Consider the following 14755-nt stretch of genomic DNA (forward strand, 5'->3'; position numbering starts at 1 on the left):
TGATTCGAAGACTACAGGCTGAGAACATGCCCGCGAAAAGCATGCGCATAAAAAATGCCGGCAAAGTCTAAGACTTTGTCGACACTCTGAGAGAGTGGACAAAGTCCGCTCTCTATTTTTATATTTTTTGTTTGAGTATGTCTTTAAATATATGTTTTAGCATATCTTCAGTATCATTTTTATAATGATCTTTTAATACATTACTTGCGATTGATACGATATATTGATCGTTAGAGTATGTCACAAAATCATTTTGATAGAATATACCTCTATATCTTTGATGATACGGGTATCTATAAAATCCATATCTATATGAGCTTGGAAAAATATGCGTGTCAATTTTTGAAAGTAAAATATCAGTAGATGATCCATTTAATATTTGTTTACTTTTGAATTGATTAACAAGCTTTGCCATATCATCTGTAGATATGTATATATTTCCAGCGCCATCATATTTATCTAAAGTTGCTGGATAGAAATATATATACTGATTATTTTTTAATTTATAACCATTTACCATATACTGTTGGTGATTGATAGAGTCAAAACGAGCAGTATATTTTAAATGAGCTTTATTAATAATGAGCTCATTTAGATTCTGCTTATAAGATTTATGTGTAGCATTTTCTATAACTTTAGCTATTGTAATGTAATTAGCATCATTGTAAAAATATTTATGATAATTTTGAGGGACAACGCCATTTAGCTTAATACTTTCTATCGCGCCATTTAATCCTCTAACGGTAGGTGGGAAATTTACTTTAGCTAAGCCACTTCTATGCAACATCAAATCCTTAATAGTTATGGGGTATATATTTTGGAAATTCGGAATATATTTATTAACATTATCGTTTATATTAATAACACCTTGTTCTTCTAATTCTCTCAACATTAAACCAGTTATAAATTTATTAGCTGACCCAAGAAGATACATCGATTTAGCATCATTTTCAACACCATTTTCAACATCTCTAAAACCATATCCTTTACTCATAATGGGGCGGTTGTTTTTATAAATCGTTATATTTCCATTAAATCCTTTAGATTTTAAGTATTTATCAATATCGTTAGATTCATGAAAACTTTTAGTTGATGTTTGTTTCTTTTGAGCTTGTTTATTCTGGGTTTGGTTTTTATGGATATATGACTGTGCTTGTTCTTTTTTTGCTTCACGATATTGATAAATATCTTTTACAACAATGATAAGACATATGACGAGTAAACCTAATATTAGTTTATATATTTTCTTCATGTTTTTCTCCTGATGTTTTTACATTATATTACCACGAATTGAAAATATTTACATTTAATATCATGAAAAAGAACACAATTAAGTGTTCTATTCATTACCGTAGAGTTCTTTTTTAATTTGAGTTGTTGAAATACCTTCTGTTCTCTTAAGGTATATCACTTCACAATAATCTTTTAGGAAGTCAAATTCGCCTTCCCAATCATGACCCATTAAAAATGTGTCTACTTTAAAGTTCTTCACATCATCTGTTTTTTGTTCCCAATTATTCTCTGGAATAACTAAGTCAACGTATCTAATTGATTCTAACATCATTTTTCTTTGTTCATAATTGTAGTATGACTTTTTGTTTTTTAACTTATTGAATTCATCTGTTGATAAAGCAACAATTAGATAATCTCCGTATTGTTTAGCTCTTCTTAAAAGTTCTATATGACCGTAATGTAGTAAATCATAAGTTCCATAAGTAAGTACTCTACGCATTTTTTCACCTCATTATTTTATATGTTTAATATTAATATATATAGGTACTATTGTAAATAGTTTGAAAAGTTTGTAAATTTAATTTAAAGGCATTTTAAGACAATGGTATAAAAAATAATTATAAAAGTCATTTTACAATACGTTGTATAGTCATTAGTTTTAATTTATAAATCAGTAGTGTATTATAATAGAATATGTTAATTTAGTGTAAATTAAGAATTAGAGGAGTATTTATGGAAGAAAAATTATTTCTGATGACAGAAAACTCATTTAAAAGTACGATTACATATTTTAATAATAAGGAAGAAATTAATTCTAAAGATGTAGAGAAGTTAATTTATTATTTTAACAAAGTTTTCAATCCTCTATTTCCTTATAAATTTGACTTTATACTAAAAAATAGAAGTGGTTTGTCAATTTTGTTAAGAAAACTTAATTATAACACTTCTATAAAAAGTGTATTTAAATATATGGAGATTAAAGCTATGGAACGTGGGGAATATAAATATAGTTATATGATTTCCCAATTCCGTAAATATTTATCTACAATCCGTTCTAATCATTATGCTACAGATATTTTCCCAAGTAAATTAGAAGAAACAATTGTATATGAATCATTTAATGGTAAATCATTTACAGATTCTCCAAGAATGCTTTATTTATACTTAAGCGAAAATCTACCAAATTATGAGCATATTGTAGTAACTGACAATAAGGAATTAGACAAAAAACTAAGAGCTTTAAATATTGATACTGTTGAGAAAAATTCAAAGCAATATTTTAAAATCTATCAAAAAGCTAAAGTGTGGATTGCTAATACGAGGTTGTCACCACAGATAGAAAAGAAAGATAATCAACTATATATTCAAACATGGCATGGTACACCTTTAAAGAAATTAGCTAATGATCAAACGGTTATTTCAATACCAGATGTCACACTTGAAGAATATCTTTATGGCTTTAATAAAGAAACAAGTAGATGGGATTTCCTCATATCACCAAGTGAAACTGCAACTGAACGATTTAAATCTGCTTTTAATTTAAAAGAAGAACAGATGTTGACGCTAGGTTATCCAAGAAATGATGACTTAGTTCAGTTAAATGATGAAAAATATATTCATCAACTTAAACAAAAATATGATATTCCTTCTGATAAAAAGGTTATATTGTATGCACCGACTTGGAGAGATAATGATCGTACAGATATTGGTAAATACAATTTTAAACTGAAGCTTGATTTAGATGCTTTTAGTAAAGAGTTATCTAATGAATATGTATTACTCATAAGAGCACATTATTTAGTATCAGATCATTTAAATTTAGATGATTATAAAAATGTGTATGATTTATCAGATGCTAATGACATCAATGAATTATTCTTAATGAGTGATGTATTAATCACAGATTATTCGTCTGTTTATTTTGATTATGCTAATTTGCGTAGACCAATCTTATTTTTTGCATATGATAAAGATGAATATGCTAATGATATTAGAGGATTCTATTTACCTTATGAATCAGATCTACCAGGACCAGTCTTTGAAACAAGTGAAACATTAATTGATTATATTAAATCAATGCAGTATGTAGACATTCCTCAATCAGACACTTATAAAACATTTAATCATAAATATAATCAACTTGATGATGGAGAAGCAACTAAAAGAGTAAGTGAAAAAATCATACGTACTCTAGATAAAGAAAAGGAGTTTCATGAACAATGAAAATATTAAATATTTATCAAGAAAGTGAATTATTAATCTTCGAGTTTGATCAAACATTAGATAATATTAAAAATGTTTATATAAAAAATGAATTTGATGAAATAATGGTTCCACAATCAAACATCAAAAATAAATTTAAAATTAATTTAAATGAAGTCTTGGAGAAATTTTCACAATATGATAGAGAAACTATCTTTATTCTACTCGAAAAATCTGATGGCATTACGCAATCTATTCAAAAAATAAATATAAAAAAATATGAATATTATATTCAAAACTTCGAAACAATCATTAATGATGAAACGACGATCACACCGTATATTACTAAAAATGGTATTATACAATTTACCTTAAAGCCAGAATTGCCGATTTCTACTTACTTTGCTAGAAGACATATAGATAAAATTGTTATTAATAATAAACAAGCCTTTTTAAAAGGTAAGTTCTCGATTCAAAATTCAACACTTGAATATGCTCATTTAAGAATTACTTCAAGGTTAAGTGAAAATGTAATTGAGATCCCATTAGAACCTACTGTATTTAATGTATATAAGAAACTAAACTCTACAAGTTATGATTTTGAAATTGATATTTTAAATGAACTTAAGCAGTATTTAGAAAATGATTTTGATTCAGAAGACATTATCGATATCTTCCTAAGTATAAAAGTAAAAGAATTTAAAAATGTAATTGATGTAAAATTAGGTAATCCTAGAATTATGGTAGAAAGATTTGCTAAAGGTGAAGTATCAATTGATCTTGGTCAAACAGTAAAAACGGCTATACCATATTTCACGATGAAAGGTAGAAACTTATCGTTTAGAATTAATGAATATGCAAAAGAAGACTATGAAGCGTATAAAAAATTAATGCATGACTATCCAACATTAATTAAGAATAATTTGAATAAAAATAAAGTTTGGGTAATTGGTGAAAAATCATATAAAGCTCAAGATAATGGTTATCACTTCTTTAAATATATGAGAACTGAACATCCTAACGAAGAAGTATATTATGTTATTGATAAAAACTCTGAAGAACGAAAAAATGTTGAACCATATGGAAATGTAATTGATTTTAAATCAAAAGAACATTTTGAAGTTATGATCAAAGCAGATGTGATTTGCAGTACACATCACACAGAATTATTATTCCCAAGTCATGAAGCAAGTTATGTGAAAAAAATTAGAGCTAAACGCGTCTTTTTACAACATGGTGTGTTAGGTGCTAAAAACTTAACGCAGATTAATGGTAAACAATTGAAAGACTTTAACGTTGATATGTTTATAACAAGCTCTAATCGAGAAAAACAAATCGTCAATAGAGATTTATTATTTGATTCATATCAGGCGAAAGTTACAGGTCTTTCAAGATTTGATGAATTATTTAAGGAAAACGTAGAAGTTAAAAATCAAATCTTAATTATACCTACATGGCGTGACTGGATAACAAATATTAATAGTCTTCTAGAATCTGATTATCTACAAAATTATAATGACTTATTGAATAGACCAGAATGGAAAACAATTGCTCAATCCAAAAATGTAGACATCATATTCTGTTTACATCCTAATATGCAAGCATTTGTTGAGTATTTTGATATACCTGATTACATTAAAGTCATTAGACAAGGTGAAGTAGATGTTCAATTACTTATTAAAGAAAGTAAATTGATGATTACAGACTATTCAAGTGTTGCATTTGACTTTAGTTTCTTAGAAAAACCAGTTATTTACTATCAATTTGATAGAGATAGATTTATCGGAAGATTACCATCACATTTAGATCTTGATAAAGAACTACCTGGTAGAATTGTTGATAATGTTGAAGCAGTTATAGAAGCGGCTAACCATTATGTTGATAACGACTTCAAGAATGAACAACAAATTATCAATAAAGCTAATAACTTTGTAGCATATAAAGATACAAACAATTCACAACGTATATATGAAGAAGCTAAATCATTTAAACGTAGAAATATCATTAAAGATGCATTAAAATATGATATTCTTTCACAACATGTGTTTAAACGATTTAGAAGACATAAAAAATACTTTGATATTATGTCGTATATGAATAAATTCCTAGTGAGATTTGGGAAAATAGATGAAAAATTAATTGTGATAGAAAGTAACTTAGGTAAACAAGTTACAGATAGTCCTAAAATGATTTACGATCAAATTAAAGCGCTCGATAAAGGTTATAAGATCGTATGGGTATCCAACAAAATATATCCATTTGATGATGAAAATGTAATAACAGTGAAACGTTTAAGCCCAAGTTATTATAAATATTTATCATTAGCTAAATACTGGATCAATAATCAGAACTTCCCACACTATATCGAGAAAAAGAAAAACACAACATATATTCAAACATGGCATGGTACGCCATTGAAAAAAATGTTAAATGATGTTGATGACTTTAAAGGTAGAGATGAAGGTTATATTGATAGAATTAATCGTTCAGTTTCAAGATGGGATTATTTAGTTTCACCAAGTCCGTACGCAACGAGTTGTTTTAAATCTGCATTTAACTTTAAAAAAGAAATGCTAGAAGTGGGCTATCCACGTAATGATATCTTCTATGAAAATGAAAGTGATATTGAAGAAAAACAACATATTATCAAACGTAAACTTTCAATTCCTAAAGATAAAAAAGTGATATTATATGCACCAACATTTAGAGATGACGAAGTATCATCTGCGAAAAAACATTTAATTAATTTAAAATTAGATTTACATCAAATGAAAGAAAAACTTGGAGACGAGTACGTGCTTCTCTTAAGACCACATATCATTATTAGTAATAATATTATTATCGATAAATCATTAGAAGGTTTTATTTATAATGTTGCGAGCTATGAAGATATTAGTGACTTATATTTAATTAGTGATATTTGTATTACAGACTACTCATCTGTAATGTTTGATTATGCTAATACAAAGAAACCATTACTATTCTTCACATATGATTTAGAACATTATAAAGACAATTTAAGAGGATTCTATATGAACTTCGAAGATGAAGCACCAGGTCCATTGTTGAAAGACAATGAAAGCTTAATAGATGCTATTCTAAATATAGAAACGGTTAATGAATCATATAAAGATAAATATGATAAATTCTATGAGAAATTCTGTTCATTTGAAAAAGGAACAGCGGCGAAACAAATTGTCGATAAATTATTTTAAATAAGCAAAAAGCAGAACTGACGCTGTAATTGTGTGTCAGTTCTGCTTTTTATTATTTATTCGTTAATTTTAAAGAAAGATTGCCATTTATAGTAGGGTAGAAAACACCTTTTTTATCCGTTAAATTAATTTTCTTATCATAACCAAATTTAATATTTAAATGCTTAAATCCATCATATACGATGATACAGTTATAAATTGCTGCTGGTTTAATATTAATTTCAGTTTTAGGTACTGAGATGGTTAAGAGGTTATCTTGGACATCTATATTCTCAATAACGATATCATCTTTGTAATCTTTACGAGACATAAGAGACAAGTTACGTATTTTGTCAGTATCTATACCATCTATTTCAATTTGTATTTTGATGGATTTGTCTACTTCAGCTATGTTTAATAGCGTTGCCTGTTGAAATGGTATTGTGAATCTTTCATTAGCATCAGTTAATATTGTTTGTTGTTGCTGCTTTTGAATGATTTTAGGTTGTTTTTTCAACCAAGTAAAGAAATTGATAAATGACTCAAAATCATTATTTTGAATAAACGTAATTGCGTCTGTATATTCTTGACTGATTGTTTGAATGATATCTGTTTTTATAAATGATTGATTGAAAAGCTCGTTCAGTTGTTTAAAATAATGAACTTGTTGCTTTTCATCACTATTTAGGAATACGTGACTATTACAACTTTTCAGTAGATCAAACTCGAAAAAACGATTTAACAATCGAATGTTTTTAGCGTTTGATTCTTGTTTTAGTAAATGATGAATAATTTCTAAATCTGAGTCCCGTTTTTCATAAAAATCTATACCTCTAGTAAGTGATTCATTAGATGTGGTTCTGTCAATAATCGAACAATTATCTGTCACCGTAGATACATTATTAATAAAAGGACTTAAGAAAGTGAAAAACATTTTATCTTCCCCAAAACGTAAGTTTTCCGGGAACTTTATATTGTGTTTTTTAATATAACTCAGTTTAATAAATTTTGATGGCGGACCAAAGTGATTATATATATATGGGATGTCATTGATGTTATAATTATAACGATTATCGTTACTCATGAATCTAGCATGTACAGTTAAAGAATGGTCATTTTGACGTAACGTTCTACCAACAATCATGTCTGATTTAAGAAGTTTATCGTCATTAGCAATTCTTGCTAATATATCTGTTGCTAAATAATCATCTGCATCTAGAAAATAAATATATTGACCTGTTGCTTCTTTAATACCGGTATTACGAGGTTTTGAAGGTCCACCTGAATTTTCATCTAAAATGATAAATTTGATATTTTTAGCTTCATAGTTTTTAATTAAGTTTTGAGTATTATCTGTAGAATGATCGTCTACAATGATAACCTCGTAATATTTTTTATCTAGTGATTGATTTAATATTGAATCGATTGCGCGTTCTATTTTAGTTTCATTATTATAAGATGTGATAATAATAGAAAAAAGCTTTTTACTTTTGAATAACATAAATTAACTCCATTCGTTTATAAAAATAAAAAATATATACAATGCGGCATATTTGTCTCACATTATTAATATAATATAATATGAATAGACAATGAGTCAATTTATTGTATTAAATTAAAATATATGAGGTGTAAAATGATTAAAATTATAAATGTTCATGACCAGCATAATTTAAAGAATTATTTAATTACAGAATGTCATGAAGAAAATCATATTATTTTAATAGATAAATATACGCAAGTTAGGGAAGAAGTATTAAACAATTTAGAATTGGATAACCAATCTTATATTGTTGATTATACAAACAATGGTTATTATACAAACGATAGTAGATATATGGGAAAGGCATTTATAACAGTTGCTGATTGGTTTAATAATATAACGCTTCAACCAAATATTATTTTCAAAAAAGATGAGCTATTATGGATAATTTCTAATTATAAGTGGGAAACGATTTTTGATATCACATTAAATGCGATTTTTCACTTGGATGAAATTAAGATTGATCCTCACGTTATATTTGATTATGTTCATCAAAGTAAACCAAGTGCAAGCTGTTTAGCAGCATTTAAAAATGAAAGTCTCAGTTTTGAAGAAAAATTCTATTTAAACAAAAATGCACTTTTAAATGGCATAACACCAATATTTAAGGCGAAAGAAACACGCCTTCCATCTATCGCAAGAACAATTGATAAAGTCATGTTAAAATCACATTTTCAATTACCTAAAGTTGCGTATCAAAAATTAAATAATACGGCATTACAAAAACAAATGAAAGCAATTAATATATATGACAAAGATCAGTCGAAAATTAAGCCACATATTGTATTTTTAGGTTTCGATTATGGTTACAGAGGTAATTCAAAATATTTATTTGAATATTTAATAAAGCAACACCCTAAATATACGGTTTACTTTATTACGGACCAAGAAAAGGGTGATCACTTTGTGTCACCATCTCATTCTGATACGAAACAAATTATAGAAGAAGCAAATGTAGTGATACTTGAAAGCTACTTGCCAGATCATTATAAACCTAATGGTACAATCATTCAGTTATGGCACGGTACGCCTTTAAAACGACTATTCTTAGACAGCAAAGAACCTAAACAAAATATTGATATTTATAATTATCGAGCACGTAAATATAATAAATTAATTAAACAAGATTATTTTATAACGGATGTGGATTCTATCAATGGTGTATTTAAATCTGCATTTCCATTAGAAGAAACAAAAATTGTTGCATGTGGTTATCCAAGAAATCAATATTTATTAGAGCAACACTCAAATTCAAATGAAATAAATAAAATCAAACAACAGTTAAATTTAAATACTGAAAAAGCAACAATTCTGTATACGCCGACATGGAGAGATAATCAAGAAGAAGAGTTTTTATTAGAATTTACAGATGAGATGAAAGCGAAATATAACATTATTTATAAATATCACGAAGAAGATCATGCCAATAAACAACATAATTATATCGATACAACACAGTTTGAAACACAACAATTACTACTTGTTTCTGACATTGTAATCAGTGATTACTCTTCAATCGTGTTTGATGCACTAACAATTGATAAAAAAGTATATTTATATACACCAGATTTTAATAATTATGATTATAACCGTGGTTTATATAAAGAAGTTTATGAAACAATCAATGATAATCAATATTTTGAACAGTCATTATTGTTTAATGCAATTATGAATAACCATTATCATACGATTAGTGATCAATTTATCAACAAAAATAATCAGTCATACGAAACTATCACGCAATTGATAGAACAAGCTATGGACTGAAAAGGGGGATTTATATGAAATCTTTTACATTTTTAGTTCACAATATTTATCATATGGGTGGGACGACGAAATCGATTTCTAATCTGACAAATAAATTAAGTGAAAAAGGTCACTCTGTAAAAATATTGTCAGTATTTAAAGCGAGCGATGAACCTTATTTTAAGTTGCATGAAAATATTGAAATTCAACCCATTATTGAATATAACAAAACCATTAAAGGTTTGAAAAATATATTTGTAAATAGAATCAATAAGTACACACCTTTTTTGAGTCCTAAAATTATTCATCCGTCTGAACCTGGACTTCATCAATTTTCAAGTCATATTGAGCAACAAATTGTTAAAGCCATTCAGAATGTGAATACAGATATTATTGTAGGTACACGTGCAAGTTACAATATACTTGTTAGTAAATATGCAAGTCAGTCGGTATTTAAAATTGGGATGGAACATATGTATTTACATGCGCATGATGAGCAATATCAAAAAGATATGCTTAAAAGTTATGAACAACTAGATTTATTTACGACATTAACTAAAGAGGACCAACAAGATTATCAACAAGGTTTAACACACACTAAAGTGATTATTGTTCCAAATATACTAAATGAAACTCAATATAATGTAGAGAAACATAATACAATTGTTGCTGCAGGTAGATTTGAGCATGAAAAAGGTTTTGATTTGTTACTAGATAGTATCAATTTAATTCAAGACACAATGCGAAAATACCAATTTCAATTAGAATTATATGGAGATGGACAAGAAAAAGAACAATTCCATCAATTGATCAATCAATATAAAATTCAAGATATTGTGAAGCTTAAGCCTACTACTAATGCGTTACCACAAGTATTAGCTGAAAGTAAAATTACGGCTGTTCCATCTAGAGTTGAAGGTTTTGGACTTGTTATATTAGAGGCTATGTATCAACGAAATGTAGTTATCAGTTATAAAGGATGTTATGGTCCAGAATTTTTAATTGAAAATCAGAAAAACGGTTATTTAGTAGACTACCAAGATGCTAAACAATATGGAAAGCAACTTGCGTATGTCATTGAAAATTATCATCATCATGATGTTCAAAATGTCATACAAAAAGGTCTAGAAAGAAGTAACGATTTCGACGGTGATGTCATTTATGAGCAATTCATGAAAGATTTAAACAAGCATTTTAAATAAGCAACAACCTCAATCCCTAACAAGACAATTGTTAGGGAATTTTTAATAGGGTGTTAAGATATTGTAAATATTAATTAATTATCTTTCTTATAAATATCCTTATATATATACTTACAACTGTATAATACTTAAAGGAGATTTTTATATGCAGACAAATCCTATTAATCTAGACAAAAAATTTAGACCTGAAATTGAAGGGCTAAGAGTTATTGCAGCATTATTAGTTGCGATATATCATATTTGGTTTGGAAAAGTCTCTGGTGGCGTCGATGTATTTTTCGTTGTTTCAGGATTCTTAATTACCACTTCCATTATTTCTAAATACAATAAAACAGGGTCATTTAAATTTATACCTTACATAACAGGATTAATTAAACGATTATTTCCTTCTGTTATAACTGTTTTACTCGTAACAGTTATCTTAAGCTTTTTCTTATTGCCAGAATCAATACTTGGCAAAACGATAAAAGAAATCTTTGCTTCTTTATTTTATTATCAAAACTGGCAACTCGCTTTATCGAGTACAGATTATTTAAATAAAGATCAAATGAAGACGCCAGTTGAACATTTTTGGGCAATGTCGATTCAAGGACAATTCTATATTATTTGGTTTGTCATCTTTAGTTTGATTTTTATGCTATATAAAAAATACACCAACCTTAAAGTTATTAATGTCATAAACCTTTGTTTAGGTACATTATTTATCGTTTCGTTATCGTATTCTATTTATTTAACGCACGTCAATCAACCTTGGGCATATTTCCATACATTTACAAGAGTTTGGGAATTCTCTCTCGGTGGCTTATTAGCAATCAACCTTAATAAAATTAAAATTAACCGCCTAGTAGCAAGTTTAATTGGATGGTTAGGTTTAATTGGCTTGATCTTAACAGGCATTATTTTTAATGTATCAACCATGTTTCCTGGATATATTGCACTATGGCCAATGTTATGTGCCGTATTTATACTCGTTTCTGGTAACTATGAAACTAAATATGGTGTTAAGAAATTCTTAGGCTCATCTATAATGGTTAAAGTTGGCGGATTGTCATTTGGCTTATATTTATGGCATTGGGTGATTTTATCATTTTATCAGTACCATAATAATGAACGACCTGGAATTGTATTAGGTATTTGTATGATTTTACTATCATGGTTATTATCATATTTCATGACACGTTATATTGAAAAGCCAATCAGAACAGCATCTTCTGATAAAATTGCATTCAAAAAATTAGGAATTGGATTAGCGATACAGTTATTGGCAATCGCATCTTTATATTTCGTTATCTTTAATAATCCTTTTGAAAAAGAAAAGGTAGCATTGAGTGAAAATTATCCTGGTGCAATGGCTGCAGAAAAGCATGTAAAAGTTAAAGAAGGTGTAGAAGCAATTCCAGAGTTTTCAAAAATCAGAAACGAATCACCAGATTCTACAAGAGACAAAGTACATCAAAAAATAGGTGAATCAAAAGTTCTAGTAGGAGAGTACGGTAAAAAAGAAAACTATGATAAGACAATCGCTTTAGTAGGGAGCTCTCACGCACAACATTGGTTAGGCGCACTTCAAAAAGCAGCTGAAGAAGGAAATTATAGAGTATTAAGCATGACGAAAAGTGGCTGTGTATTAACAACAAAAGACAGTGACCGAGATTGTACAGAGTGGAATAAAAATTTAATTAAAGAACTTGATAAACAAGACGTCGATTTAGTTGTAACAACTGCAGATTCAAGTACAGATGTAAATGGACAAATCGATCCATTACAATTAAAACAATATCAAAACATTACAAATACAAAAACACCGATTATGGCAATAAGAGATAATCCGAGATATGAGTTTAATGTCCCAGAAACATTAGATAAATTCGGAGAACAAGAAACGATACAGAAGATGAATGCTAAACAACGTTTGCCAAAAGTATCTAAATGGGATCAACTTGAACAAAAGCCAGCAAATACAAAATATGTAGACTATACATCGTATTTCAAAGAAGATGGAAAATTTGCGCCAGTTATAGGTAACGTCATTGTATATATGGATAAAGGGCATATATCAAATAGTTACTCTAAAACGTTTGGTCCTAAAATAAAGAAAGATATCGAACAATACTTTAAAGAACTTAATCATTAATCTATAAAGCCCCTCAATCATATGAATTTATATGAGCGAGGGGCTATTTTTAACACGAAATATTGAGCAATTGTAAACAATGATAAAAGAGTGTAAACCCTTCCTTAAGTATCTGTTAAACGCCTGTTTATTGTATTCATAGAAGTTACAATATATTTAACATTACGAAAGTAATAGCTTAACAATTAATTATTAAAGGATGGATAAAATATGAAATTAACTACTATTGGTTTAGGATACATTGGATTACCAACATCAATTATGTTTGCGAAACATGGTGTAGATGTTGTAGGTGTCGATATAAATAAAGAAGCAGTAGATAAATTAAATAATGGTCAAATTCATATTGAAGAGCCTGGCTTACAAGAAGCTTATGAAGAAGTGTTAGCTAAAAATAAATTCAAAGCAAGTATGCAACCTGAAAAAGCAGATGCATTTATTATTGCAGTTCCAACTCCAAATAATGATGATCAATATGAATCATGTGATATTTCGTTAGTAATGGGTGCAGTTGAATCTATCGTACCATTTTTAGAAAAAGGTAATACGGTCATTGTAGAATCTACGATAGCACCAAGAACAACTGACGATCATGTTAAACCATATCTTGAAAGCCAAGGATTTGAAATTGGTAAAGATATATTTTTAGTACATTGCCCTGAAAGAGTGTTACCAGGAAAAATATTACATGAACTTATTCATAACAATCGAATAATTGGTGGTATAACACCAGAATGTGTTGAAGCGGGTAAACGTGTATATGGAACATTCGTACAAGGTGAAATGATTGAAACAAATGCTAAGACAGCCGAAATGAGTAAGTTAATGGAAAATACTTACCGTGACTTGAATATTGCGCTAGCAAATGAACTTGCGATGGTATGTAATCATTTAGATATTAACGTATTAGAAGTTATCAAGATGGCGAACAAACATCCACGCGTGAATATTCATTTACCAGGTCCAGGTGTTGGCGGTCATTGTTTAGCAGTTGATCCATACTTTATTATCGCTAAAGATCCAGAAACGACGAACCTCATTCAAGAAGGTAGACGTATTAATCGTTCAATGCCTCAATATGTTATTAATGAGTCTAAGAAAATTTTAGAAACTTTAAATGGTCATAAGGTTGTTGTATTTGGATTAACTTATAAAGGTGATGTAGACGATGTCAGAGAATCACCAGCATTTGATATATATAATGATTTGAGAAAAGAAAATGATATTCAAGTAGAAGCATATGATCCACATGTTGAGCTAGGTTTTGTCCAAAAAGATATTCAAAAAGCCGTTAAAGATGCATCTCTTGTATTGATTTTAAGTGACCATTCAGAATTCAAAACTTTAGTAGATCAAGATTTTGAAGGTATGAAAGACAAAGTCATTTTCGATACGAAAAATGTTGTTCAATCACAATTTGAGCAAGTTAAATATTACAACTACGGTAATTTATATACTTTCGGAAAAGATATTGCACTTTCATTTAATAAGTAAAGATTGA

At 28.4% G+C, this 14755-nt stretch carries 9 protein-coding genes; 6 read left to right on the top strand and 3 right to left on the bottom strand.

The features are described from left to right. Positions 1–118 precede the first annotated feature (118 nt). Complete coding sequence (locus LQ611_RS08410) at positions 119–1252, bottom strand: serine hydrolase domain-containing protein (RefSeq protein ID WP_204175553.1); 1134 nt, start codon at positions 1250–1252, stop codon at positions 119–121. Positions 1253–1339: 87 nt separating this feature from the next. Continuing rightward, the gene (tagD, locus tag LQ611_RS08415) at positions 1340–1732 is read right to left on the bottom strand and encodes a glycerol-3-phosphate cytidylyltransferase (protein WP_107566202.1); all 393 of its coding nucleotides are present in this window, start codon (positions 1730–1732) and stop codon (positions 1340–1342) included. A gap of 485 nt (positions 1733–2217) precedes the next feature. Between tagD and LQ611_RS08420 the strand changes: the two genes are divergently transcribed. Both LQ611_RS08420 and LQ611_RS08425 read left to right on the top strand, forming a co-directional pair. After that, entirely contained in the window at positions 2218–3456 is a 1239-nt protein-coding gene (locus tag LQ611_RS08420) for a CDP-glycerol glycerophosphotransferase family protein (RefSeq protein ID WP_107566116.1), read from the top strand. After that, complete coding sequence (locus LQ611_RS08425; RefSeq protein ID WP_107566115.1) at positions 3453–6650, top strand: CDP-glycerol glycerophosphotransferase family protein; 3198 nt, start codon at positions 3453–3455, stop codon at positions 6648–6650. Before LQ611_RS08420 ends, LQ611_RS08425 begins: the two co-directional genes overlap by 4 nt. Positions 6651–6702: 52 nt before the next feature. Here the strand turns inward: LQ611_RS08425 and LQ611_RS08430 are convergent, their stop codons facing one another. Beyond that, on the bottom strand, positions 6703–8130 hold the full coding sequence (locus LQ611_RS08430) for a glycosyltransferase family 2 protein (RefSeq protein ID WP_107566114.1): 1428 nt from the start codon (positions 8128–8130) through the stop codon (positions 6703–6705). Between the two features lie 135 nt (positions 8131–8265). Here LQ611_RS08430 and LQ611_RS08435 point away from each other — a divergent pair, with 135 nt between their 5' ends. The 4 genes from LQ611_RS08435 (at position 8266) to LQ611_RS08450 (ending at position 14748) form a co-directional block, all read left to right on the top strand. Further along, positions 8266–9939 carry a CDP-glycerol glycerophosphotransferase family protein gene (locus LQ611_RS08435; protein ID WP_107565831.1) on the top strand — a complete coding sequence of 558 codons (1674 nt, stop codon included), beginning with the start codon at positions 8266–8268 and terminating at the stop codon, positions 9937–9939. Between the two features lie 14 nt (positions 9940–9953). Next, positions 9954–11120: a glycosyltransferase gene (locus LQ611_RS08440; RefSeq protein WP_107565830.1), complete on the top strand. Its 1167-nt coding sequence runs from the start codon at positions 9954–9956 to the stop codon at positions 11118–11120. A 145-nt stretch (positions 11121–11265) separates the two neighbouring features. Then, positions 11266–13254, top strand: a complete 1989-nt coding sequence (locus LQ611_RS08445; RefSeq protein WP_119494841.1) for an acyltransferase family protein — start codon at positions 11266–11268, stop codon at positions 13252–13254. 210 nt (positions 13255–13464) lie between these two features. Then, positions 13465–14748 carry a nucleotide sugar dehydrogenase gene (locus tag LQ611_RS08450; RefSeq protein WP_107565828.1) on the top strand — a complete coding sequence of 428 codons (1284 nt, stop codon included), beginning with the start codon at positions 13465–13467 and terminating at the stop codon, positions 14746–14748. Positions 14749–14755: the final 7 nt, after the last annotated feature.

This window comes from Mammaliicoccus sp. L-M44 (assembly GCF_022386355.1).
GTDB lineage: Bacteria > Bacillota > Bacilli > Staphylococcales > Staphylococcaceae > Mammaliicoccus > Mammaliicoccus sciuri_A.

Coding starts and splice junctions, on each gene's coding strand:
- LQ611_RS08410 (WP_204175553.1), bottom strand. CDS start 1,252: ATGAAGAAAATATATAAACTAATATTAGGTTTACTCGTCATATGTCTT.
- tagD (WP_107566202.1), bottom strand. CDS start 1,732: ATGCGTAGAGTACTTACTTATGGAACTTATGATTTACTACATTACGGT.
- LQ611_RS08420 (WP_107566116.1), top strand. CDS start 2,218: ATGGAACGTGGGGAATATAAATATAGTTATATGATTTCCCAATTCCGT.
- LQ611_RS08425 (WP_107566115.1), top strand. CDS start 3,453: ATGAAAATATTAAATATTTATCAAGAAAGTGAATTATTAATCTTCGAG.
- LQ611_RS08430 (WP_107566114.1), bottom strand. CDS start 8,130: ATGTTATTCAAAAGTAAAAAGCTTTTTTCTATTATTATCACATCTTAT.
- LQ611_RS08435 (WP_107565831.1), top strand. CDS start 8,266: ATGATTAAAATTATAAATGTTCATGACCAGCATAATTTAAAGAATTAT.
- LQ611_RS08440 (WP_107565830.1), top strand. CDS start 9,954: ATGAAATCTTTTACATTTTTAGTTCACAATATTTATCATATGGGTGGG.
- LQ611_RS08445 (WP_119494841.1), top strand. CDS start 11,266: ATGCAGACAAATCCTATTAATCTAGACAAAAAATTTAGACCTGAAATT.
- LQ611_RS08450 (WP_107565828.1), top strand. CDS start 13,465: ATGAAATTAACTACTATTGGTTTAGGATACATTGGATTACCAACATCA.